General features: G+C 42.5%; 21 protein-coding genes. 16 read left to right on the top strand and 5 right to left on the bottom strand.

Annotation, left to right across the window (positions count from 1 at the left end):
- Positions 1-36: 36 nt before the first annotated feature.
- Complete coding sequence (locus KTR06_RS04590) at positions 37-1,308, bottom strand: BamA/TamA family outer membrane protein (RefSeq protein WP_008017378.1); 1,272 nt, start codon at positions 1,306-1,308, stop codon at positions 37-39.
- A 218-nt stretch (positions 1,309-1,526) separates the two neighbouring features.
- On the opposite strand from KTR06_RS04590, the gene KTR06_RS04585 reads away from it, so the two are divergent.
- The 16 genes from KTR06_RS04585 (at position 1,527) to KTR06_RS04510 (ending at position 19,067) form a co-directional block, all read left to right on the top strand.
- The gene (locus KTR06_RS04585) at positions 1,527-2,921 is read left to right on the top strand and encodes a C1 family peptidase (RefSeq protein ID WP_004315907.1); all 1,395 of its coding nucleotides are present in this window, start codon (positions 1,527-1,529) and stop codon (positions 2,919-2,921) included.
- A gap of 909 nt (positions 2,922-3,830) precedes the next feature.
- On the top strand, positions 3,831-5,180 hold the full coding sequence (locus KTR06_RS04580; RefSeq protein ID WP_074557183.1) for a Na(+)-translocating NADH-quinone reductase subunit A: 1,350 nt from the start codon (positions 3,831-3,833) through the stop codon (positions 5,178-5,180).
- A 133-nt stretch (positions 5,181-5,313) separates the two neighbouring features.
- Positions 5,314-6,486: an NADH:ubiquinone reductase (Na(+)-transporting) subunit B gene (locus tag KTR06_RS04575; protein ID WP_004311620.1), complete on the top strand. Its 1,173-nt coding sequence runs from the start codon at positions 5,314-5,316 to the stop codon at positions 6,484-6,486.
- A gap of 13 nt (positions 6,487-6,499) precedes the next feature.
- Entirely contained in the window at positions 6,500-7,174 is a 675-nt protein-coding gene (locus tag KTR06_RS04570; RefSeq protein ID WP_004315905.1) for a Na(+)-translocating NADH-quinone reductase subunit C, read from the top strand.
- 21 nt (positions 7,175-7,195) lie between these two features.
- Complete coding sequence (locus tag KTR06_RS04565; RefSeq protein ID WP_004300389.1) at positions 7,196-7,837, top strand: NADH:ubiquinone reductase (Na(+)-transporting) subunit D; 642 nt, start codon at positions 7,196-7,198, stop codon at positions 7,835-7,837.
- A gap of 110 nt (positions 7,838-7,947) precedes the next feature.
- Positions 7,948-8,574 (top strand): NADH:ubiquinone reductase (Na(+)-transporting) subunit E, encoded by a 627-nt coding sequence (nqrE, locus tag KTR06_RS04560; RefSeq protein WP_004315904.1) that lies wholly within the window; start codon positions 7,948-7,950, stop codon positions 8,572-8,574.
- A gap of 18 nt (positions 8,575-8,592) precedes the next feature.
- A complete protein-coding gene (gene nqrF, locus KTR06_RS04555; RefSeq protein WP_008022130.1) occupies positions 8,593-9,867 on the top strand; it encodes an NADH:ubiquinone reductase (Na(+)-transporting) subunit F in 1,275 nt (424 codons plus the stop codon).
- Positions 9,868-10,117: 250 nt separating this feature from the next.
- The gene (locus tag KTR06_RS04550) at positions 10,118-10,297 is read left to right on the top strand and encodes a hypothetical protein (RefSeq protein ID WP_004306317.1); all 180 of its coding nucleotides are present in this window, start codon (positions 10,118-10,120) and stop codon (positions 10,295-10,297) included.
- A 46-nt stretch (positions 10,298-10,343) separates the two neighbouring features.
- Complete coding sequence (locus tag KTR06_RS04545) at positions 10,344-11,678, top strand: DEAD/DEAH box helicase (protein WP_008643837.1); 1,335 nt, start codon at positions 10,344-10,346, stop codon at positions 11,676-11,678.
- A gap of 432 nt (positions 11,679-12,110) precedes the next feature.
- The gene (gene serC / locus KTR06_RS04540; protein ID WP_008022134.1) at positions 12,111-13,178 is read left to right on the top strand and encodes a 3-phosphoserine/phosphohydroxythreonine transaminase; all 1,068 of its coding nucleotides are present in this window, start codon (positions 12,111-12,113) and stop codon (positions 13,176-13,178) included.
- A 107-nt stretch (positions 13,179-13,285) separates the two neighbouring features.
- Positions 13,286-14,206, top strand: coding sequence for an NAD(P)-dependent oxidoreductase (locus KTR06_RS04535; protein WP_015531234.1), 921 nt, complete (start codon positions 13,286-13,288; stop codon positions 14,204-14,206).
- An 88-nt stretch (positions 14,207-14,294) separates the two neighbouring features.
- The gene (locus KTR06_RS04530; RefSeq protein ID WP_015531233.1) at positions 14,295-15,542 is read left to right on the top strand and encodes a DUF1015 domain-containing protein; all 1,248 of its coding nucleotides are present in this window, start codon (positions 14,295-14,297) and stop codon (positions 15,540-15,542) included.
- A gap of 284 nt (positions 15,543-15,826) precedes the next feature.
- Positions 15,827-16,444: a YigZ family protein gene (locus KTR06_RS04525; RefSeq protein WP_009041156.1), complete on the top strand. Its 618-nt coding sequence runs from the start codon at positions 15,827-15,829 to the stop codon at positions 16,442-16,444.
- Positions 16,445-16,465: 21 nt separating this feature from the next.
- The gene (locus tag KTR06_RS04520; protein WP_192498819.1) at positions 16,466-17,269 is read left to right on the top strand and encodes a C39 family peptidase; all 804 of its coding nucleotides are present in this window, start codon (positions 16,466-16,468) and stop codon (positions 17,267-17,269) included.
- Between the two features lie 81 nt (positions 17,270-17,350).
- Positions 17,351-18,436: an HpaII family restriction endonuclease gene (locus KTR06_RS04515; RefSeq protein ID WP_074910286.1), complete on the top strand. Its 1,086-nt coding sequence runs from the start codon at positions 17,351-17,353 to the stop codon at positions 18,434-18,436.
- Between the two features lie 61 nt (positions 18,437-18,497).
- On the top strand, positions 18,498-19,067 hold the full coding sequence (locus KTR06_RS04510; RefSeq protein WP_008643824.1) for a nitroreductase: 570 nt from the start codon (positions 18,498-18,500) through the stop codon (positions 19,065-19,067).
- A 213-nt stretch (positions 19,068-19,280) separates the two neighbouring features.
- On the opposite strand, the gene gcvP is transcribed toward KTR06_RS04510, so the two are convergent.
- From gcvP to KTR06_RS04490, 4 genes are all read right to left on the bottom strand, one after another.
- The gene (gene gcvP / locus KTR06_RS04505) at positions 19,281-22,130 is read right to left on the bottom strand and encodes an aminomethyl-transferring glycine dehydrogenase (protein ID WP_217290007.1); all 2,850 of its coding nucleotides are present in this window, start codon (positions 22,128-22,130) and stop codon (positions 19,281-19,283) included.
- Between the two features lie 161 nt (positions 22,131-22,291).
- Entirely contained in the window at positions 22,292-22,930 is a 639-nt protein-coding gene (locus tag KTR06_RS04500; RefSeq protein WP_004311627.1) for an MBL fold metallo-hydrolase, read from the bottom strand.
- Between the two features lie 43 nt (positions 22,931-22,973).
- Positions 22,974-23,594, bottom strand: coding sequence for a 16S rRNA (guanine(527)-N(7))-methyltransferase RsmG (gene rsmG / locus KTR06_RS04495; RefSeq protein ID WP_008022144.1), 621 nt, complete (start codon positions 23,592-23,594; stop codon positions 22,974-22,976).
- 113 nt (positions 23,595-23,707) lie between these two features.
- Positions 23,708-24,559 (bottom strand): DUF3298 and DUF4163 domain-containing protein, encoded by an 852-nt coding sequence (locus KTR06_RS04490; RefSeq protein WP_008640601.1) that lies wholly within the window; start codon positions 24,557-24,559, stop codon positions 23,708-23,710.
- Positions 24,560-24,631: the final 72 nt, after the last annotated feature.

The following is a 24,631-nucleotide window of genomic DNA, read 5'->3' as shown; positions in this document are numbered from 1 at the left end:
CTTGTAAATTGTGCACAATTTGTCGCGTAAATGGCGTCAAAAGGCTTCTGTCATGTTGAAGTAGAACAAATTCTGCTTGTTCACCATGTCTCTGCCGAAATCAAGGCGTACATTCATACGGGGTTGAACTTCGATACGTAATCCCAATCCGAGGTTGGGAAGCACACCTTCTATCTTGCCCGGAGTGGGTCCCATGAATCCGCATCCTCCCCAGGCTACATATCCTATATGACTTAACATCTTTTTTACCCAAGTGCTTTTGTCCGTATTTATCATCTGGCGGTATTCGGCCATCATGACATGCGAGGACTTGTCGCGAAACTGTCCCATGTAGTAACCGCGAAGATCGAAGGGGGTCCCGCTAAGTACATATTTTGTTAGGGGTACATCTCCGAATGCGTTTTTGCTTTGCACTGTCCAGGCTATCACTTTGCGGCGTCCTACTGTTTTGTATTGGCGGTAATCGATTTCCAATCGATAAAAATTATTATCACTGCCGAACGTTTTATTGTACATCATTCCCCGGAAGTCAAGGTAAGTTCCGCTATAAGCATTGGCGGGAATATCACGTGTGTCATACGTCAATAGGAAGCCGAGTCCCGAACTGAAATTTTTGTATCCGTGCTCCGTACCTCCTGCCGCAATGTACGAGGGCTCATTAACCATCCCCGCAGCCGGTTTAGTTATCTTGTCATAGTTCAAATCGACTTGAGGACCTGCAAAGAAATTACTTTCTCCCAGACGGAACAAGAACCAGGGGTTTACTTGAATGCCGCTATAACGGTACTCGCTGGTATCTTCTCCACGTTCATAATCTTTATTAGTGGAATATCCGATGCCATAAAAATTCTCGATTGTATTTTTATAAGAGAAGGTTCCGAAGATACGGAAACGGTCGCCTTTAAAGAAGAGCTGTGGTTTCGTCATCAGATTCAAGCCGCCCTTGAACATCAAGGCGATGGCCATTGGCACTACTGAACGCCGTTGAGTGGTATCACTCGGATTCATCCGAAACGTCATCAGTGCGCTACCGCCTACTAATAAACCGAAGTCCGGCGTATAACTGGGACCACCTAATATGTTATAGTGCAAATTCCGGTTTGCCACGCGCTGGCGACGCAACTCGCGCTTGGAAAGGGCAGGAATGGTGTCTGACGGGGCGCCTTCAAAATCTGTAGGAGTAGTATCACTGATAGAAGTTGTAGACATTTGCAGTTCATCGCTTTTTACTGCCGTACTATCAGCCGTAGCTGACATCATATTGATGGATGGAAGCATCACCAATATTCCTATTATATATTTCTTCATATTTCTCTTTGAGGAATTCGACTGCAAAGAAAACTATTTTATTCCGATTAGTTTTGATGTTCTTAGATAATAAATCTAAAAAAGAATCGTATTTTTGCAGAATAAGATGTTTTTCGATATGCTGGTAAATAAAATTGCATGATTTAATCCCATACACTAAAACAATATTTGTTAGCATATCATGATCCGTCAGCCTATTAATTAATTATTTATATCAAATGAATAAACAGATTTTATCAATTTTTGTTTTCTGTGCTTTTTCTTATTCTACACAAGCGCAAGAAGTGAAAGGAGGCATCAGCGACTCCATGATGCAACAAATCAAGCAGAGTTATGCAAACACTCCCACCGACAAGGCTATTCGCAACGCCATCGGCAACAACGACATCCGTAAACTGGCTCTCAACCAGGATAACCTGAAAGGCATGGATACGCATTTTTCTATCAAAGTGTCTTCTAAAGGTATCACCGACCAAAAATCTTCTGGTCGTTGCTGGCTTTTTACAGGTTTGAATGTGATGCGTGCCAAAGCGATCGCCAAGCATAACCTCGGTTCCTTCGAATTCTCGCAAACTTATCCTTTCTTCTTCGACCAACTGGAGAAAGCCAACCTCTTTCTACAAGGTATTATCGATACCAGCAGTAAGCCGATGGATGATAAAATGGTGGAATGGCTCTTCCGTAATCCTTTGAGTGACGGTGGAACATTCACCGGTGTAGCCGATATTGTCAGTAAATACGGGCTTGTTCCCAAAGATGTGATGCCGGAAACCAACAGTAGTGAAAATACCTCCCGTATGGCAGGTCTGATTGCCCTGAAACTTCGTGAACAGGGGCTTCAACTCCGTGATCTCGCTGCGCAAGGTGTCAAGCCTGCTGCCCTTGAGAAAACAAAAACAGAGATGTTGAGCACCATCTACCGCATGTTAGTGTTGAATCTCGGTGTTCCTCCTACTGAATTTACCTGGACTGAATATAACGCTAAGGGTGAGCCTGTGTCTACCGAAACTTACACTCCACTTTCTTTCCTGAAAAAGTATGGTGACGAAAAACTGATTGATAATTATGTCATGTTAATGAACGATCCGAGCCGTGAATATTATAAGTGTTATGAGATAGACTACGACCGCCACCGTTACGACGGCAAAAACTGGACGTATGTCAATCTCCCCATCGAGGATATCAAAGAAATGGCTATTTCTTCTCTCAAGGATAGCACAATGATGTATTTTTCTTGCGATGTAGGTAAGTTTCTAAACTCTGACCGTGGTCTACTGGATGTCAAAAACTACGACTACGAATCTCTTATGGGTACTTCTTTTGGCATGAACAAGAAGCAACGTATCCAAAGTTTTGCCAGTGGCTCCAGTCACGCCATGACTCTTATGGCCGTCGATCTTGACAAAAATGGAAAACCGACGAAATGGATGGTTGAAAATAGTTGGGGGCCTGCTGCCGGTTATCAGGGTTATCTCATTATGACAGATGATTGGTTTAACGAATATATGTTCCGTCTAGTAGTAGAAACGAAATATGCATCGAAAAAAGCTCTCGAGGTGTTGAAACAGAAGCCTATCCGACTTCCTGCTTGGGATCCTATGTTTGCTGAATAGTTCTTTTTCTTTCGTCTTGATACGAAAGAAAAAGAACCAAAAAGAAAGAATCAAGGCTGCGTTTTTCCGGCTACTCCGGTGCTTCCTCCGGCTAAAGGGCAGAAACTCGCTACGCTCAAACAGTCTGCCCTTCTTAACGCCGAAGGAAACACCTGCGCTTGACGCCGGAAAAACGAGGCCGGGGAACCCATGCGGCGTGGCGGCCTTTGGTATACGGAAGATTGCATTGTTTTAAAGGACGTATAGCATAGAAAACGTTGCTAAATAAAAGGTTTTGGGTTTTCAGTGTGAAAGGATTTATAGCGTAGAATACTTTTCTAAATAAGAGATTTTGTAGCATGAAGAACTTCCAGCATAAAAAGCACATTATCTAAAGAACTTTGCATATTACAAATGCTACTAATAAAAATGCTTTGCTATAAAAAGCCGCAGACGTTATACGACTGAATATAGCAAAGCTGAACAATATATAATAGAGATATAGAATACGATATAATAGAGATAGTAGAGATAGAAAAATAGAAAGATACAGAGAGTTCCTTTCCTAATACCCCTCACGAACATTATACAGCGGACCAGCCGGCGGCTTTCCCCGGCCTACTTTTTTCTCCGTCAGGCGAGCGCCCGTAACGTAGCGTTAAGAAGGGCAGACTGTTTGAGCGTAGCGAGTTTCTGCCCTTTAGCGAAGTGAAGGAAGCGAGTAGGAGAAAAAGTCAGCCTTGAATTTTTCTTTGCTTCTTTCTTTTGTTTCAAGACAAAAGAAAGATGATTACGAGAAAGATGATTTACGTGTACGAACACGAAAGGAATTACGGAAATATATCCGTAATTCCTTTCTTTTTTCCTCCCGAATCCCAATCTTATTTATTACTTTTGCGGCAAATTTATGAAACCATTATTTTATATAGCATGGCAAATGTAATAAAGTTACGTAAAGGCCTTGACATAAACCTGAAAGGAAAAGCTGCTGAAACGTACGCAACAGTAAAAGAACCGGGATTCTACGCACTTGTACCCGATGACTTTCCTGGAGTGACGCCTAAGGTAGTTGTGAAAGAGCAGGAATATGTAATGGCTGGTGGACCCTTGTTTATCGACAAGTATCATCCTGAAGTGAAATTTGTTTCGCCGGTGAGCGGCGTGGTGACGAGTGTAGAACGTGGTGCTCGTCGTAAGGTATTGAACATCGTAGTAGAAGCTGCTGCAGAGCAGGACTATGAAGATTTTGGGAAAAAGAATGTTGCTTCGATGGATGCTGAAGCTGTGAAATCCGCTCTGTTAGAAGCCGGACTTTTCGCGTTTATCAAACAGCGTCCTTATGACATCATTGCAGATCCGACGGTAACCCCGAAAGGAATCTTCATCTCCGCATTCGATACCAATCCATTGGCTCCGGATTTCGAGTTCGCCCTCAAAGGCGAAGAAGCAAACTTTCAGACAGGGCTTGATGCTCTTGCCAAATTGGCAAAAACCTACCTGAACATCAGTGTGAAACAGAACGCTGCTGCACTGACACAGGCTAAGAACGTTACAATCACCGCATTCGACGGACCGAACCCTGCAGGTAATGTAGGCGTTCAGATCAACCACCTCGACCCCGTATCCAAGGGCGAAACGGTATGGACTATTGATCCGCAAGCCGTAATCTTCATCGGTCGCCTCTTCAATACAGGCCATGTAGATTTCACCCGTACAGTAGCTGTGACAGGTTCCGAAGTGTTGAAACCTGCATACTGCAAACTACAGGTAGGCGCATTGCTCACCAACGTGTTTGCCGGCAATGTAACAAAAGACAAAGACTTGCGCTATATCAGCGGTAACGTGCTGACAGGAAAGCAAGTATCCCCGAACGGATTCTTGGGCGCATTCCATAGCCAACTGACTGTTATCCCCGAAGGTGACGACATTCACGAAATGCTTGGATGGATCATGCCACGCTTCAACCAGTTCAGTGCCAACCATTCTTATTTCAGCTGGTTGATGGGTAAGAAGGAATATACGTTGGATGCCCGTATCAAAGGTGGCGAACGTCACATGATTATGTCGGGTGAATACGATAGGGTATTCCCGATGGATATCCTGCCCGAATATCTGATTAAAGCAATCATCGCCGGTGACATCGACCGTATGGAAGCACTTGGCATCTATGAAGTGGCTCCTGAAGATTTCGCTCTTTGCGAATTCGTCTGCTCTTCGAAGATGGAACTGCAACGCATTGTTCGTGCCGGACTCGATATGCTCCGTTCAGAAATGGCGTAATCGAATAAGAGATTAAATAATAAAAATTAAAATAAGCGATAGTTGAAATCTTGCGAAACGGCTCTCTGTGGATACAGCATAAACCCAGTACAGCCAATTTTCAACTCTCAACTTTCAATTTTCAATTAAATAAATGAAAGCGTTAAGAAATTATCTCGATAAGATAAAGCCGAACTTTGAGGAGGGCGGCAAATTCCACGCATTCCAGTCGGTGTTTGACGGCTTCGAAACATTCCTGTTCGTGCCCAGCAAGACTGCGAAAACGGGAACGCACATACATGACGCAATCGATAGCAAGCGCATCATGTCGATTGTGGTTATTTCGTTAATACCGGCTTTGCTGTTCGGTATGTACAACGTAGGTTACCAGCATTTCACTCACACAGGTGCTACTGGCAGCTTCATCGAAATGTTTATTTACGGATTCCTGGCAGTACTGCCTAAAATAATCGTATCATACGTAGTAGGTCTTGGCATTGAGTTCGTCGTAGCTCAATGGAAGAAAGAAGAAATCCAGGAAGGATTCCTTGTTTCCGGTATCCTGATCCCGATGATCGTTCCGGTAGACTGTCCGCTGTGGATTCTTGCCGTAGCTACTGCATTCTCTGTTATCTTCGCAAAAGAAGTATTCGGTGGTACAGGTATGAACGTATTCAACGTTGCGTTGATTACTCGTGCATTCCTGTTCTTCGCATACCCGACCAAGATGTCCGGTGATGCCGTTTGGGTGTCAGGCGACAGCATCTTCGGTTTAGGACAAAGCGTAGACGGACTCACCGTTGCCACTCCACTGGGACAGGCTGCTACAACAGGTAGTGTTCCTGCGTTCAACATGGATATGATCACAGGTCTGATTCCGGGTTCTATTGGTGAAACCAGCGTAATCGCTATCCTGATTGGTGCCGTTATCTTGCTTTGGACAGGTGTTGCAAGCTGGAAGACAATGATTTCCGTATTCGTCGGTGGCGCATTCATGGCATGGGTATTCAACTCAATCGGCATGGAAAACAACACAATGGCTCAAATGCCTTGGTACGAACACCTCGTTCTCGGTGGTTTCTGTTTCGGTGCTGTATTTATGGCTACTGACCCTGTGACTTCCGCACGTACAGAAAGAGGTAAATATATCTTTGGATTCCTGATCGGTGTGATGGCTATCGTTATCCGCGTACTGAATCCGGGTTATCCGGAAGGTATGATGCTTGCCATCCTGCTGATGAACATCTTCGCTCCGCTGATTGACTACTGTGTAGTACAAAGCAATATCAGCCGTCGCGAGAAACGCACTATCAAGTCTAACCAATAAATACCGAAAGAAAATGAATACGAATAGTAATAGTTATACTATCATTTATGCTTCGGTAATGGTTATTATCGTAGCATTCCTGCTGGCATTCGTTAGTTCTTCACTGAAATCTACACAAGACAAGAATGTGCAGTTGGACACTAAGAAACAAATCCTCGCTGCATTGAACATTAAGAATGTGGAAGATGCGGATGCTGAATATCAGAAATATGTGAAAGGGGATATGCTGATGAACGTAGACGGTACGCTGACCGAAAATACGGGCGAATTTGCTACCAACTACGAGAAAGAAGCAAAAGAACAACAACGTCTGCACGTGTTTGTATGCGAAGTGGACGGTCAGACTAAATATGTAGTTCCTGTTTACGGTGCCGGTCTTTGGGGCGCTATCTGGGGATATGTTGCACTGAACGAAGATAAAGATACCGTTTACGGTACTTACTTCTCACACGCTAGTGAAACTCCGGGGCTGGGTGCTGAAATTGCAACCGACCATTTCCAAAATGAATTTGTAGGTAAGAAGACTTTGGAAAATGGAGCTATCACTTTGGGAGTCGTAAAAAATGGCAAGGTAGAGAAACCTGATTACCAAGTGGATGGTATCTCCGGTGGTACAATCACTTCAGTAGGTGTAGATGCCATGTTGAAGTCCTGCCTGAATAGTTACTTGAGTTTTTTAACTAAATAATAAGGAGGAGAAAGATAGAATATGGGACAACTGTTTTCAAAGAAAAATAAAGAAGTATTCTCTGCTCCGCTGGGAATTGATAATCCGGTAACCGTACAGGTGCTTGGTATCTGTTCTGCACTTGCTGTTACCGCAAAGCTGGAGCCTGCCATCGTGATGGGACTTTCAGTAACGGTGATTACTGCATTTGCCAACGTTGTTATTTCACTGTTGCGTAAGACGATTCCTAACCGCATCCGCATCATCGTCCAGTTGGTTGTGGTAGCTGCTTTGGTAACTATCGTAAGTGAAATCCTGAAAGCGTTTGCTTACGACGTAAGCGTACAGCTTTCTGTTTATGTAGGTTTGATTATCACCAACTGTATCTTGATGGGACGTCTGGAAGCATTTGCCATGCAGAACGGTCCTTGGGAGTCTTTCTTGGATGGTGTAGGTAATGGTTTAGGCTATGCCAAGATTTTGATTATCGTTGCTTTCTTCCGCGAATTGTTTGGCTCGGGAACATTGCTTGGTTTCAATATCCTGAATTATGAACCGATTCAAAATATCGGATACGTAAACAACGGCTTGATGTTGATGCCGCCGATGGCATTGATTATCGTAGCATGCATTATCTGGTATCAACGTGCACGTCATAAAGAATTGCAAGAACAAAGTAATTAATTATTTCTGATTTCTGAATTATGATTTATGTCTAGCTTTATAGTCATAGTCGCATGATAAGTCTGCTGAATCATAAATTATAAATCATAAATCATAAATCAAAAAGAATTATGGAACATTTATTAAGTTTATTCGTCCGCTCTATCTTTGTGGACAACATGATATTCGCATTCTTCTTGGGTATGTGTTCATACCTGGCTGTTTCGAAGAATGTGAAGACTGCCGTAGGACTGGGTATCGCCGTGACTTTCGTGTTGCTGGTGACGCTTCCGGTCAACTACCTGTTGCAAACTAAGGTGCTGGCTGCCAATGCTATTATTGAAGGTGTCGACCTTAGCTTCTTGAGTTTTATTCTTTTCATTGCCGTAATTGCCGGTATCGTGCAATTGGTGGAGATGGTGGTAGAACGCTTCACTCCGTCACTGTACGCTTCACTGGGTATCTTCCTGCCGTTGATTGCTGTTAACTGTGCGATCATGGGTGCCTCTCTGTTTATGCAACAACGTATCAATCTGGGTCCGAGTGATCCGAAATACATTGGTGATATTTGGGATGCCCTTTCTTATGCATTGGGTTCTGGTATCGGTTGGTTGCTGGCTATCGTAGGTCTGGCTGCTATCCGCGAGAAAATGGCTTACTCTGACGTACCTGCTCCATTGAAGGGCTTGGGTATTACATTTATCACAGTAGGTCTGATGGCAATCGCATTTATGTGTTTCTCTGGTTTGAACATCTAAAAAGAAAGGAATAAGACAATGGATATGAATTTAATATTAGCGAGCATTGGGGTATTCCTTGTGGTTATTCTGTTGCTTGTTGTAATCTTGTTGGTTGCCAAGAATTTCCTGGTGCCGTCAGGAAACGTAAAACTGACAATCAACGGCGAAAAGGAATTGGAAGTGGCTTCCGGTTCTACTTTGTTGAATACGCTGTCTGTAAATGGGATATTCCTGTCATCTGCTTGTGGTGGTAAGGGATCTTGCGGACAGTGCAAATGCCAAGTACTCGAAGGAGGCGGCGAAATCCTACCTTCTGAGGTTCCTCACTTCAGTCGCAAACAGCAGCAAGACCACTGGCGTCTGGGCTGTCAGGTGAAAGTGAAAGGCGATATGTCAATCAAGATTGACGAATCTGTACTTGGCGTGAAAGAGTGGGAGTGCGAAGTAATCTCCAACAAGAACGTGGCTACATTTATCAAAGAGTTCATCGTTGCTCTGCCTAAAGGCGAACACATGGACTTTATCCCGGGTTCTTACGCACAGATTAAGATTCCTAAATTCTCAATGGACTATGACAAGGACATTGACAAGAGCTTGATTGGTGATGAATATCTTCCTGCATGGGAGAAATTCGGTTTGCTGGGTTTGAAGTGTAAGAACGACGAGGAGACAATCCGTGCTTACTCTATGGCCAACTATCCTGCCGAAGGTGACCGTATCATGTTGACAGTACGTATCGCTACTCCGCCGTTCAAACCGAAAGAACAAGGTCCTGGATTTATGGACGTAATGCCGGGTATCGCTTCTTCTTATATCTTTACTCTTAAACCGGGTGACAAGGTAATAATGAGCGGTCCTTACGGAGACTTCCACCCAATCTTCGATTCTAAGAAGGAAATGATGTGGATTGGTGGTGGTGCCGGTATGGCTCCGTTGCGTGCGCAAATCATGCACTTGACCAAGACATTGCATACTACTGACCGTAAGATGTCTTACTTCTATGGTGCCCGTGCGCTGAACGAAGTGTTCTATCTGGAAGATTTCCTGCAAATCGAAAAGGACTTCCCGAATTTCACTTTCCATTTGGCTCTCGACCGTCCGGACCCTGCTGCTGATGCTGCAGGCGTGAAGTACACTCCGGGATTCGTTCACAACGTAATTTACGAAACTTACCTGAAGAATCACGAAGCTCCTGAAGATATTGAATACTACATGTGTGGTCCTGGTCCGATGTCGAAAGCTGTTGAGAAGATGCTCGACGATCTTGGCGTTCCGGCACAGAACCTGATGTTCGACAACTTCGGAGGATAATTCGCAGAAGAGAACAAACCGGTCGGAACAATGACCGGAAAGGTTACATAAACACAGAGCGGGAAATCTGAAAAGCAGTAATGCTTCTTCGATTTCCCGCTTTTTTTTACTATTATCTCATAATGTCTTTCCGTTATGGTTTGTATCTATTTTATGTCTGTTTTAAAGATAGTTCTCCTTTTTTATCCGTACTTATCTATTATATTCGTATATTTGGCTACACAATAGAATTATTAAAGTACAATAGGTTATGGAATATCATCGTATATCTTTTATTCACAATGATACAGAGTATTCATTTGTCAAAGCTATGAGTTCAAGTTTAACGGGATATGCCTTGGTTACAGCTTGTAGGGCAGAAGTAACCATTTACATGAAAGAGAATAATCTGAAAGGTTATTATATATTGACCGGCATGGCTAAAGTTTGATTGTATTTTTATCTCCGTACTCTTTCCTTTTTGTATCTTTGCCCCCATGTTAGAGAAAAATGAAATTATACAGTCGGCTCTCCGCAATTTGAAGATTGAGGAGCTGAATCCGATGCAGGAAGCATCACTTGAACAAGCTACCGGAAGAAAAGACGTTATACTGTTGTCACCGACAGGATCGGGCAAGACATTGGCCTATCTGTTACCTTTACTCCTTACTCTAAAACCGAACGATGACAGCGTGCAGGTTTTGATTCTCGTTCCTTCGCGTGAGCTGGCCTTACAGATAGATTCTGTATTCAAAGCAATGGGGACTTCCTGGAAAACCTGCTGTTGTTACGGTGGACATCCTATCGCCGAAGAAAAGAAAAGTATATTGGGCAATCATCCTGCTATCATCATCGGTACTCCGGGACGTATCACCGACCATTTATCAAAAGGGAATTTCAATCCTGAAACCATTGAAACTTTAATTATCGATGAGTTCGACAAATCATTGGAATTTGGTTTTCACGATGAAATGGCAGAGATCATCACCCAACTTCCGGGATTAAAAAAACGTATGTTGCTTTCAGCTACCGATGCAGAAGAGATTCCCGAATTTACAGGATTGAACCGCACGGTTAAGTTGAATTTCCTTTCGGACGATTCTGAAGAACAAGAGTCGCGCTTGAAATTGATGAAGGTGCTTTCGCCTTCCAAAGATAAGATTGATACTTTATATAACCTGCTTTGTACATTGGGGAGCAGTTCGAGCATCGTGTTTTGTAATCATCGGGATGCGGTGGACCGTGTACATCAGTTATTGGCAGATAAAAAACTACTCGCAGAACGTTTTCATGGTGGTATGGAACAGCCGGACCGTGAACGTGCGCTTTACAAGTTCCGTAATGGCAGTTGTCATGTATTGATTTCTACCGATCTGGCAGCCCGTGGACTGGATATTCCGGAAGTCGGACATATCATCCATTATCATTTGCCGGTCAATGAAGAAGCCTTTACGCACCGCAACGGACGTACAGCGCGTTGGGATGCGACCGGAACGTCTTATCTGATTCTTCATGCCGAAGAGAAACTTCCTTCTTATATCCCGGAAGAAATGGAAACAGTGGCGTTGCCTGAAAACCCTCCCCGGCCTCCGAAATCGCTCTGGGCTACTATATATATAGGTAAAGGAAAGAAGGAGAAACTTAGTCGGATCGATATTGCCGGATTCTTATATAAAAAAGGAAATCTGACTCGCGAAGATGTCGGAGCGATTGATGTCAAAGAACATTATGCTTTCGTTGCCGTTCGCCGGGCTAAGGTGAAGCAACTCCTGAATCTGATTCAAGGAGAGAAAATAAAAGGAATGAAGACTATTATTGAGGAAGCGAAGTAAAATTCTTTTTTTTGTAATATAGAACTCTTAAAGTCCTCTTTTATTATGTACAATCGTCCCTATGTTCACTAGTCATTGAGCATAGGGATGATTACTTTATTTCCAAAGATATTTTACTTTCCACTTTATTTCCCTGTTAATCTAAGCTGAATTCACTGTTACAGTTTATAAATATTCATTTTTATTGCATTAATCTTTTGTTTTATCATCAATATCTCCGGTTCTATTTCAATCTCGACTTTTATCCCATACTTGACATCTATAGATAACAATATGGTGTATATATCCTGTATAAACCAATAAAAAGAAAGGAAAATCTGCTTTAAAACAGTATTTTTATAAGGAAAGATTTGTGCGATGGGAATAAATTCGTAAATTCGCAAGGTCAAAAGACAAAAGTAACGAAATTGTTAAACCAAAAACAAACTTCAAATGAAAAAGCATAATTTCAATGCAGGACCTTCCATTCTTCCGCGTGAGGTGATAGAGGATACAGCGAAGGCTATTTTAGATTTCAACGGCTCTGGTCTCTCTTTGATGGAAATCAGCCACCGTGCCAAAGACTTCCAACCTGTGGTTGACGAAGCAGAGGCATTATTCAAGGAATTACTCAATATCCCCGAAGGCTATTCGGTACTGTTCCTGGGTGGAGGTGCTAGTATGGAGTTCTGCATGGTTCCTTATAACTTCCTGGAAAAAAAAGCTGCTTACCTGAACACTGGTGTGTGGGCTAAGAAAGCAATGAAAGAAGCTAAAGGGTTTGGTGAAGTTGTAGAAGTTGCTTCCTCTGCTGAAGCTACATATACTTATATCCCAAAAGATTACACAATCCCGACAGACGCAGATTATTTCCACATCACTACTAACAACACGATTTACGGTACAGAATTGAAGAAAGACCTCGATTCTCCGGTTCCGATGGTTGCCGATATGTCTTCTGATATTTTCTCACGTCCGATTGACGTTTCTAAATATATCTGTATTTATGGTGGTGCACAAAAGAATCTGGCTCCTGCAGGTGTTACATTCGTTATTGTTAAGAATGATGCTGTAGGTAAGGTTTCTCGTTACATTCCGTCAATGCTGAATTATCAGACACACATTGATAATGGTTCTATGTTCAATACTCCTCCGGTAGTGCCCATCTATGCTGCATTGCTGAACCTTCGTTGGATCAAAGCACAAGGTGGTGTGAAAGAAATGGAACGTCGTGCCATTGAAAAAGCGGATATGTTGTATGCTGAAATCGACCGCAACAAAATGTTCGTGGGTACTGCTGCCAAAGAAGACCGTTCACGCATGAACATCTGTTTCGTGATGGCTCCCGAATACAAAGACCTTGAAGCTGACTTCTTGAAGTTTGCCACTGAAAGAGGTATGGTAGGTATCAAAGGACATCGTTCTGTGGGTGGTTTCCGTGCATCTTGCTACAATGCTTTACCGAAAGAAAGCGTACAAGCTTTGATTGACTGCATGCAGGAATTTGAAAAACTTCATTAATATATTATTTTCACCACAGATTACACGAATTAGCACAGATTCCTAAATTCTATAATCTGTGAGAATCTGCGTAATCTGTGGTGAGTTTTTATAAATAGAATTAAATTATGAAAGTACTTGTAGCTACAGAAAAACCGTTTGCTAAAGTTGCAGTAGACGGCATCCGTAAAGAAATAGAAGCGGCCGGATTCGAGCTTGCTTTACTTGAGAAATATACAGATAAGGCTCAATTGCTGGATGCAGTGAAAGATGCTAATGCTATCATTATCCGTAGTGATATTATTGATGCAGAGGTGCTTGATGCTGCCAAAGAATTGAAAATCGTAGTACGTGCCGGTGCGGGATATGACAACGTTGACTTGGCTGCTGCCACTGCTCACAACGTATGTGTGATGAACACTCCGGGACAAAACTCTAATGCTGTTGCCGAACTTGCTTTGGGTATGATGGTATATGCTGTCCGTAACTTCTATAACGGAACTTCCGGTACAGAATTGATGGGTAAGAAACTGGGTATTCATGCTTATGGAAACGTAGGTCGTAATGTAGCCCGTGTTGCCAAAGGTTTCGGAATGGAAGTGTATGCTTACGACGCATTCTGCCCGAAAGAAGTAATCGAAAAAGATGGTGTGAAAGCACTTGATTCGGCAGAAGAACTGTATAAGACTTGTCAGGTGGTATCTCTTCATATTCCGGCAACTGCCGAAACGAAAAATTCTATCAATTATGCTCTGTTGAAAGATATGCCGAAAGGTGCTATGTTGGTAAACACTGCCCGTAAGGAAGTTATCAACGAAGCAGAACTGATTAAATTGATGGAAGATCGTGCAGATTTCAAATATATCACAGATATTATGCCTGCTGCTAACGCAGAGTTTGCAGAGAAATTTGCCGGACGTTATTTCTCAACTCCAAAGAAGATGGGGGCTCAAACTGCTGAAGCAAATATCAATGCCGGTATTGCTGCCGCTCAACAAATTGTAGGCTTCCTGAAAGATGGTTGCGAGAAATTTAGAGTAAACAAATAAGATTCTTTTAGAAATAAGTAGTATATTTGAGCCACAGATTTTCAATAAGTCTGTGGCTTTAATTTTTTACATATAAAATACTAATATCATGGCAATAATTAAACCTTTCAAGGGCATTCGTCCTCCGCAAGACCTCGTAGAACAGGTCGCTTCACGTCCTTATGATGTATTGAATTCAGAAGAAGCCCGCGCAGAAGCGGAAGGTAACGAAAAGTCTCTTTATCATATTATTAAACCGGAAATAGATTTCCCTGTCGGTACGGACGAACACGACGAACAAGTGTATGCTAAAGCTGCCGAGAATTTCCAACTGTTCCAGGATAAAGGCTGGTTGGTGCAGGATAATAAGGAAAATTATTATATCTATGCCCAAACGATGAACGGGAAAACGCAATACGGATTGGTAGTTGGTGCATACGTTCCCGATTATATGAATGGGATTATCAAAAAACATGAGCTTACCCGTCGTGACAAGGAAGAAGACCGTATGAAGCATGTCCGTGTGAACAACGCTAACATCGAACCTGTTTTCTTTGCTTATCCGGATAATGAGAAGTTGGATGTTATTATCAAGAAGTATACGGCAAGCAAGCCTGTTTATGACTTCATCGCTCCGGGGGATGGTTTTGGACATACTTTCTGGATTGTCGATCAAGATGAGGATATTGCTGCTATTACTGCCGAATTTGCTAAAATGCCGGCTCTTTATATTGCCGACGGACATCACCGTTCTGCCGCTGCTGCACTAGTGGGAGCAGAGAAAGCAAAGCAAAATCCGAATCATCGGGGTGATGAAGAATATAATTACTTCATGGCTGTTTGCTTCCCTGCAAACCAGCTAACCATCATCGACTATAATCGTGTAGTGAAAGATCTCAATGGTTTGACTCCCGAGCAATTCCTGGCTGCACTTGATAAAAACTTTATAGTAGAAGAGAAGGGTGCGGATATCTATAAACCATCCGGCTTACATAACTTCTCACTCTATCTGGGTGGTAAATGGTACAGTCTGACAGCCAAAACAGGTACATACAATGATAACGACCCTATTGGCGTGCTTGATGTTACCATCTCTTCCAACCTGATTTTGGATGAAGTTTTGGGTATAAAGGATTTGCGTTCGGACAAGCGTATTGATTTTGTGGGCGGCATCCGTGGATTGGGAGAACTCAAGAAACGTGTGGATAGCGGTGAAATGAAAGTGGCTCTGGCTCTTTATCCCGTATCTATGAAACAATTGATGGATATTGCAGATACAGGTAATATCATGCCACCGAAGACAACTTGGTTTGAACCTAAACTTCGTTCGGGGTTGGTAATTCATAAATTGGATTAGGAAATTCTATCGGATGATGCAAAAAAGACGTTGCTGATGTAAGCTATATCAATAAATGTAACACCCGATTAAGATAAAAAAAATAGTGACGGTATATGCCCGGGATAGTGACGGTATCCTTGTGGTATACTGTCACTATTTTTATTGGATAGCGTCACTATCTTATAGATGAAAATCTGCCAACAAAGATTTTTATATTTCCAGCTACATCTCATCGATAAGTGGAACATTAATATTTCCAAACGATAGATTGACTTTTCTTATTAAAGCCGTATCTTTGCAGCATGACTGCTGAAGATACTTATAAAACCATCATTGAACCTTCCGAAGGTATTTATACGGAAAAACGAAGCAAGTTCATTGCTATAGCCCTTCCTGTGCGTACTCTCGATGAGATAAAAATACATCTTGAAACGTATCAGAAAAAGTATTATGACGCACGACACGTATGTTATGCCTATATGTTGGGAGCTGCACGAAAGGATTTCCGTGCCAATGACAATGGAGAACCTTCCGGAACAGCGGGAAAACCCATTCTCGGACAGATAAATTCAAATGAACTGACGGATATCCTGATTATAGTAGTTCGTTATTTTGGAGGAATCAAGTTAGGGACAAGCGGATTGATCGTGGCTTACAAGGCTGCCGCTGCTGAAGCTATTGCTGCCGCTACAATTATAGAAAAGACAGTAGATGAAGACGTGACGGTAATGTTTGAATATCCTTTCATGAATGACGTGATGCGCATTGTGAAAGAGGAGGAACCGGAAATTCTCAATCAGTCGTATGACATGGATTGTAGTATGACGTTACGTATTCGTCGTTCGATGATGCCTAAATTGCGTGCTCGTTTGGAAAAGGTGGAGACAGCTCGGATTCTTGATGAGGAGAATGTATTGTAAATAAGATATTTAAAATATTGCATGAGAAATAAATATCATATAATTTTCAATTTGTTTTTAAGCTTCTTTGCTTTGATAAGCGTTCAGACGCAAGCACAAGCACAGGAGACTCAAAAGCTCGCTCCTAATAATATCCCTGTTCCGTGGTATTCGCAGAAAATCACAGGATGTCCTTACTCGCATTGCTCTCTGGCTTCTTCGTTAATGGTCTTTGACTACTTTAAAGGCATGACGACTGATACACAACGTACAGCCCAGGATGCAGAAAAGAAACTGATTGAGTATCAACGTAACTACTTTCTGAAAAAACGTGCCCCTTTCCGTCGTCGTACATCGATAGGGCAGGGAGGATACTATTCTTTTGAAATTGATTCTTTGACACGTTATTATGAAAATATGATAAGTGCCGAACATTTTCAGCAGAAAGATTACCGGGTATTGAAAGATTATATTGATCGTGGTATACCTGTGCTTGTGAATGTGAGATATACAGGAGCAGTTCGTGGTTTGCGTCCCGGTCCGAGAGAGCACTGGATGGTGCTTCGTGGCATTGACGATAAACATGTGTGGGTAAATGACCCCGGACGTTCGCCGGAGATGCGGAGTAAAGGAGAAAATATCTGCTATCCAATAAAGAAACAGCCGGGCAATCCTTCCTATTTTGATGGTTGCTGGACGGGACGATTTATCATAGTCACTCCTAAAGAATGGATTCGAAACTCCCTGTTTGCACAAGTAGGCAAGCTTCCTCCTTTGGAGGAAGTAACTCATATAGTACCTCCTGTTGCGTTGCCTGTAACCTTACCGCAGGTTATTAATCAGTAAGCAATTCATTGTGAAGATAGAAATTTCTTAGTGAAATTAGGATAAAAAGAACATTAGTAAAATAAAGAAGAACAAAGATATATGGCATTCGAAGCAACCAAAAAAGAATGGTGCGAACTCTATTCTTTCTTTCGTCTCCTAACAGACGGAAAAGTAGTGCTAGGCACAGCAGACGCAAAGGCGGGAGAAACATCTTGGCCTATTGCAATGATTCAACGGGAAGAACATGATGGAACACGTCAATATTATATTGAGGAAGATACGATTCGTATAGAAGCAGAGAGCGGAACTAAATTCATGCCTCGCGAAGACTTTGGTATTGTAGCTGATTTGATATTGCGGGCTGTGAAATCTTCTTCGGAAGATGACGTAACCTCTCCGGAAGGAGTAGAAGAGTTTTTAGATGAAGCTGCCATTTTCGATTTGGAAGCAAAAACAGAAGATCGTACTGATTTCTCTATTGCATTTTGGCATCCGGAAGCTCCGTTGAGAGGTTTTAATGTTCGTTCACGGTTGGGTGTAATGAATCCGTTACTGGACGGAGGACGTGCTGCAAATCTAAAACTGGAACAGAGTGGAGTCAAATTTGCCACTCCTACAGTGAATAAAATCAATGCTTTGCCTGAATCTCCCAATGAGGTTGCCGAGCGAATGATGATGATCGAACGATTGGGAGGTGTACTTAAATATTCTGATGTAGCCGACCGGGTATTCCGTAGCAATCTTCTAATGATTGACCTGCATTTTCCACGTGTTTTGACAGAAATGGTTCGTATTATGCATTTGGATGGTATCTCTCGGATTAGTGAGCTGACGGAAGTTATCAAACAAATGAATCCGTTAAAGATTAAAGATGAACTGATAAACAAGCATAAGTTTTATGAGTTTAAGATGAAGCAGTTCTTGATGGCATTAGCTTTAGGTATGCGTCCCGCAAAGATTTATAATGGATTGGATTCGGCTGTGGAAGGTATTCTGTTGGTGGGCGGAAGTGGAGAGGTGCTCTGTTATCATAAATCAGAAAAGCAAGTAATGGAAGACTTTTTGTTTCAAAATACCCGTTTGGAAAAAGGATCTTTGGAGAAGGATAAATACGGATTTTTGGAGAGAGAGAATGGAGTCTATTATTTCAAACTGAATGCAAAGATTGGGCTAGTTAAAAGGTAAATGATAAATTAGAATTCTGTGGTGAAATTTTGATTCGATATATATAAAAAACTTGTTATTCATGAAAACGAATGAAGTTTTAGAGAACATTAAAGCACGTCGTAGTGTACGGGCTTATACTAGTCAGCAAGTTTCAGAAGAAGATTTGCAGGCTATTCTGGAAGCTGCAACTTATGCACCCAGTGGAATGCATTTGGAAACATGGCACTTTACTGCTATTCAAAATGTAGATAAATTGACAGAACTGAATGAACGCATTAAAGGAGCTTTTGCAAAAAGCGATGATTCCCGTTTGCAAGAGCGTGGACATAGCAAGACCTATTGTTGTTATTATCATGCTCCGACTTTGGTGATTGTATCCAATGAACCTACACAATGGTGGGCTGGTATGGATTGTGCTTGTGCAATAGAAAATATGTTTCTGGCTGCCCATTCTTTAGGAATCGGCTCTTGCTGGATCAACCAGTTGGGCACAACGTGTGATGATCCTGAAGTTCGTGAATATATTACCTCTTTAGGTGTTCCTGCCAATCATAAAGTCTATGGTTGCGTAGCTTTGGGGTATGCTGATTCGAAGATTCCGATGAAAGAGAAAAAGGTGAAGGCTGATACGGTAACGATTGTCAAGTAGAAAAAATATTCAGAATTGTAGTTGGATTTACATTCCATATCACAAAATATGAGCCTTGGGGATAATTGATGCATCCCCAGGGCTTTTGTTTATTCAGTCTTGGGCTGATAAAAATAATCCCAGGGCTTACATTCATTGAGCCCCGGGATTATTTCTTATTGAGACGCTTCTAAAAATCTTTTCTAATGAATTGATTTCTATAATAAATCACCTTTATTCAAAAGTGCCATAACGAGTTGGTAGTAACTTACGGTCTCCCAATGTGTTATCTACACGAGCTACATTGACCCAGAATTTGTTATCACGTACACTTTCTATCGGATAAGCCGCTTTTTCGCGTGTGTACGAATGTTCCCAACGATCACTAACAATCTCGTATTCCGGATGCGGAGCATTAATCAACACATTATCATCCTTATCAGCTTCGCTGTTCTTCACTTCCTGAATCTCCTTCCAGATATTCAGCATGACATCTACGAAATTGTCCAGTTCTGCCAAACTCTCGCTTTCTGTCGGTTCAATCATCAATGTACCGTGAACAGGGAAGGAGAGGGTAGGAGCATGATAACCATAGTCCATCAAACGTTTGGCAATATCATTTTCCGAGATGCCTGCTTCTTCATGTACTTTCCTACACTCCAGAATCATTTCGTGTCCTACGAAACCATTGGCTCCCCGATAGACAACTCCATACGTATCTTTCAGGCAAGCAGCCAGATAATTAGCATTCAGGATGGCGATCTTAGTTGCCTGCGTCAATCCCTCTGCACCCATCATGCGGATATATCTATACGTGATAGGCAAAATACCTGCACTACCAAATGGGGCAGCTGATACTTGATTCTGCGAATTGCCGAAGATTCCATGTCCGGGAAGGAAAGGAACCAGATGTTCGGCCACACAGATAGGACCTACTCCCGGACCTCCGCCACCATGAGGGGAAGCGAATGTTTTATGAAGATTCAAGTGGCAGACATCCGCACCGATGAATCCCGGATTGGTCAATCCCACTTGGGCATTCATATTGGCTCCATCCATATATACTTGTGCGCCACAGGCATGAATGATGTCGCAAATTTCCTTTATTTCTGTTTCGAAGATACCATGTGTAGAAGGATAAGTAATCATCAGCGCTGCCAATTCATCCTTATTTTCTTCAGCCTTGGCACGCAGGTCATCCATTTCTACATTTCCTTGTTCGTCGCATGCACAGGTGACAGTCACAAATCCGGCCTGTATAGCTGACGCAGGATTTGTTCCGTGAGCCGAAGCCGGAATCAGGACTTTGTTCCGATGTCCCTGACCGATACTTTCGAGATAAGCACGGATTACACGAAGTCCTGCATATTCTCCCGCAGCACCCGAATTGGGTTGCAGGCTCACCCCTGCAAATCCGGTGATAACTTTCAGATCTTCACTTAAATTCTTAATTAATTCCCGATATCCCTCTGCCTGATCTTCCGGAACCAGCGGGTGCATACCCATAAATTCGGGACGACTTAAAGGTAACATTTCCGCAGCTGCATTCAGCTTCATGGTGCATGAACCGAGAGAAATCATCGATTGTGCAAGCGAAATATCTTTGCGATCCAAACGTTTGATATAACGCATCATCTCTGTTTCCGTGTGATATTTGCTGAATACTTCGTGCGTCAGGAAAGGAGTTGTCCGTTTCAAAGCCTTGTCGATATTGCTTTTTTCCGGAATATCGTCTACTTTCTGATAATCTTTTCCGGCAGCGATGGCAAAGATAGAGAGCAATACATTGGCGGCTGCCACATCTGTTGTTTCATCAATACTGAAACCGACATCACCATTTTCATAATAACGCAGATTTACTTCTTTACTAAGCGCTATGGTACGGATTTGTTGTGCCGAAACGTGTTCGGGCAACTCAAAACGTAAGGTATCAAAATATTGAACGTTGACTTGTGTGTATCCACATTTCTTCAGTTGCTTTTCAAGAAATACAGTGATACTGTGAATGCGCGACGCAATTGTAGTGATACCCTCCTGACCGTGGTAAACAGCGTAAAAGCCTGCCATGGTAGCTAATAATGCTTGTGCGGTACAAATGTTTGAAGTAGCTTTTTCCCGTTTGATATGCTGTTCACGTGTCTGCAAAGCCATCCGGTAGCAAGGTTTGCCATATTTATCTTTAGACCATCCGATGATTCGTCCCGGCATATTCCGTTTGTATTCGTCTCTGGTAGCAAAGAAAGCAGCCGACGGACCACCATAGAACATTGGAGTACCCAAACGTTGTGTAGTTCCGAATACAATATCTGCTCCCCATTCTCCCGGAGGAGTCAGCAGGGCAAGACTCAAAATATCGGCGGCGACAGCTACCTTGCAATCTGCGGCATGAGCTTTTTCTGTAAATTCGGAATAATCCTCTGCGTTTCCATTCGAGTTTGGATATTGTAGAACGCAGGCAAACACTTCCGGTGAAGGTTCAAAATCCTTATATTTACCTACACGCAGTTCGATGCCTTGCGGCACAGCGCGTGTAGTCATAACAGCCAATGTTTGTGGGAAGATATTCTCGTCTACAAAGACTACGTTCGCATTGGCTTTCTGTTGCGCACGGGAACGGATGGCATACATCATGCTCACGGCTTCGGCAGCGGCAGTTGCTTCGTCCAGAAGTGAACAGTTGGCAAGTGGCATGGCAGTAAGGTCGCACACGGCTGTCTGAAAATTCATCAACGCTTCCAGGCGTCCTTGCGACACTTCTGTCTGATAAGGAGTGTAAGAAGTGTACCATACCGGGTTTTCGAATACATTCCGCTGGATAACAGCCGGGGTAATCGTGTTGTACCATCCCAAACCGATATACGTAGTATATAGTTTATTTTTATTTGCCAGTTCGGCGATATGTTTTCCAAATTCGTATTCCGTCAGCGGACTAGTCAATGCCAGCGGCTCTTTCAGCCGTATATTGGCGGGAATTGTTTTATCAATCAGTTCGTCCAGTGAGTTCACGCCAATTTTGTGTAGCATCAGGGCTGTGTCTTGTTCATTGATGCCGATGTGACGGCTAGCTAACAAATCGGTTTTCATGTCTTAATGATTTATGATTAATGATTTCTGAATTATGAATTCTGATTTATGCTTTCTTATGTTTTCCCGATTTATAAACCTCAATCAGCCGCAACACCTACTTCATCCGCACGGCAAATCATAAATCATAAATCAGAATTCATAACTCATTAAATCTTCTCTTATCTAAAAAATGGGTTTTCAGCTTTCTCCATTCCGATCGTCGTAGGAGCACCGTGTCCGGGGTAAACGACAGTTTCGTTGGGGAGGACAAACAGACGGCTGCAAATGTGCTCTATCAGTTCATCGAAGTTGCCTCCTGTGAGATCGGCACGGCCGATGCTGCCCTGAAATAGGACGTCGCCGGAGAACATGCAGTTGTCTTCCTTGCAATAGTACACCAAGCTACCGGGTGAATGTCCGGGCACATGTATCGCTTCTAGTTTGGTATGTCCGAAAGTGATAATATCTCCGTCATGCAGGTATTTGCCCAGTGGTACAGGTTCTTCCTGCAACTGAAAACCAAACATTCTGCTTTGTTTCGGTGCTTCGTCAATCCAGTACTCGTCCGCTTTGTTTGCTTCTGCCGATAATCCGAATTCTTTCAGCATGAACGGATTTCCGAAGATATGATCCAGGTGCAAATGAGTATTCAGCAGATGCTTTACATTCAGCTCATTGGTAAGAATGAACTTTTTCAGAGCCTGCTTTTCCTCTTCATAAAAACAGCCGGGATCGATTACGACTGCTTCTTTAGTGTCGTCCCATAATACGTAACAGTTTACGGGAAACATATTAAATTCAAATCTCTTTATTTTCATGGTTTCTTTATGATTTATCATCTATCAGAACATATAGTCTTGTTTAAATCGGAACATATACCACTTTCTTAGTTTGAAAGAACTCTTCTTCGAAATTATCGCTCAAGTTATAAATGACCGTTTTATGCTTGAACGGCATCGTTTCATGTTCCAGCTCGCCACCTTTGAGGCAGATCAGTCCGTTGGGTAATGCATTCTGTTGTTTTGAAGAGATATTCTTTTTGATAATCTTAATCAAATCCGCCAAAGGCATTACGGCACGGCTGACAACAAAGTCGAACGTTCGTTTCTCCTCTTCTGCGCGGGCATGACGGAATGTTACATTTTTCAGTCCGATAGCGTTTGCCACTTCGGTTGCTACCCGTACTTTTTTGCCGATACTGTCCACGAGGTGAAATGTTACTTCGGGAAATAAGATGGCTAAAGGAATACCGGGGAAACCTCCTCCTGTACCCAGGTCCATAATGCTGGTTCCGGGGCGAAATTGGATTGTTTTGGCAATGCCTAACGAATGGAGCACGTGATGCTCATATAAATTCTCGATGTCCTTGCGGGAGATTACGTTGATTTTAGAATTCCAGTCAATGTAGAGGTCGTATAGAGCTGCAAACTGTTTGCGCTGCTCTTCCGTCAGATCAGGAAAATATTTCAGTATGATTTCCACTGTTTGAGTTTTGAGTTATAAGTTTTGAATGATAGATGTGGATGAATATCCTATTCTGTCACACGGGAGTGATAACAATAGGATATTCATTGGTGTTCAGCTTTTTATGAAATTTAATTTTTCAGTTCTCCCAGAATTGGGTTACTGCCTAGTAAATGCTCCATCATAGAAAATGGGATTGTTACCTTTACAGGTCCCATAGAATAAGGAGTGATATCGTATACATTATAATAGAAGGTGATTCCTTCTTTGCTTAGATAGAAATTTTCTGTCGGAGCGATGTCCCCGGTGGAAGCATATCCCATGTCTTCCAATGCTTCGTGAGTGTTCACTTTATTGTCCGCCATGAGCTGGTTCCAGATCAGGTCGGTCAATGCGTCTTTGTAGTCTCCGACAAAAATATCATCAAGACGGAGCGGGCGCATCAGGGTGAGGTCCATGTTCAGGAAAGTAGCCATGTAAATGCCATGTGCACCTCCGGTATATTCGTTGTAGTCGATACGATATACAAGCAGGTCTTTATCATACAGTTGTACGTGGCTCTCTATACCTTTATAATAAGAATACCAAGCTCCGATGGAAGATTCGTCTTCCTTGTCTTTCTCGTCCTCGGCATACATCGGTTCGAGGTCGCGGCGGTATTCGCTGATATAGTTCTCGGTATATTGCTTTACAACTTCTTCCGGCTTTTCGCCGATGTATTTATCACCGAAGCAGGCCGAAATGAAATAAGAATTCAAACTATCTTTCAGCATATCATCCGATGATTTTACCGGATAGGCAAAATTAATAATAATATTGCAGGCCGGTTTGGCTGTATCACTGAAGAGGTGTGCTGTCTCATTCACTTGAATGCTATCAAACTGTAACGCACCTGTGTTTTTGTTCATCTTGTCATGACAAGAAAACAAAAAGCCGCTTACCGAAAGTATAATTGCAAGCAGACTGACATATTGTTTTTTCATACCCGTTTTTTCTATAAATTCAACATTTGTATTATCATTCACTATTGACAAATATAGATGAAATTCGTGAAT

The organism is Bacteroides sp. MSK.20.12, assembly GCF_019052435.1.
Classification (GTDB): Bacteria; Bacteroidota; Bacteroidia; order Bacteroidales; family Bacteroidaceae; genus Bacteroides; species Bacteroides xylanisolvens.
Note: the sequence above shows the minus strand (reverse complement) of the source record. Positions and strands in the feature narration are given on the sequence as shown.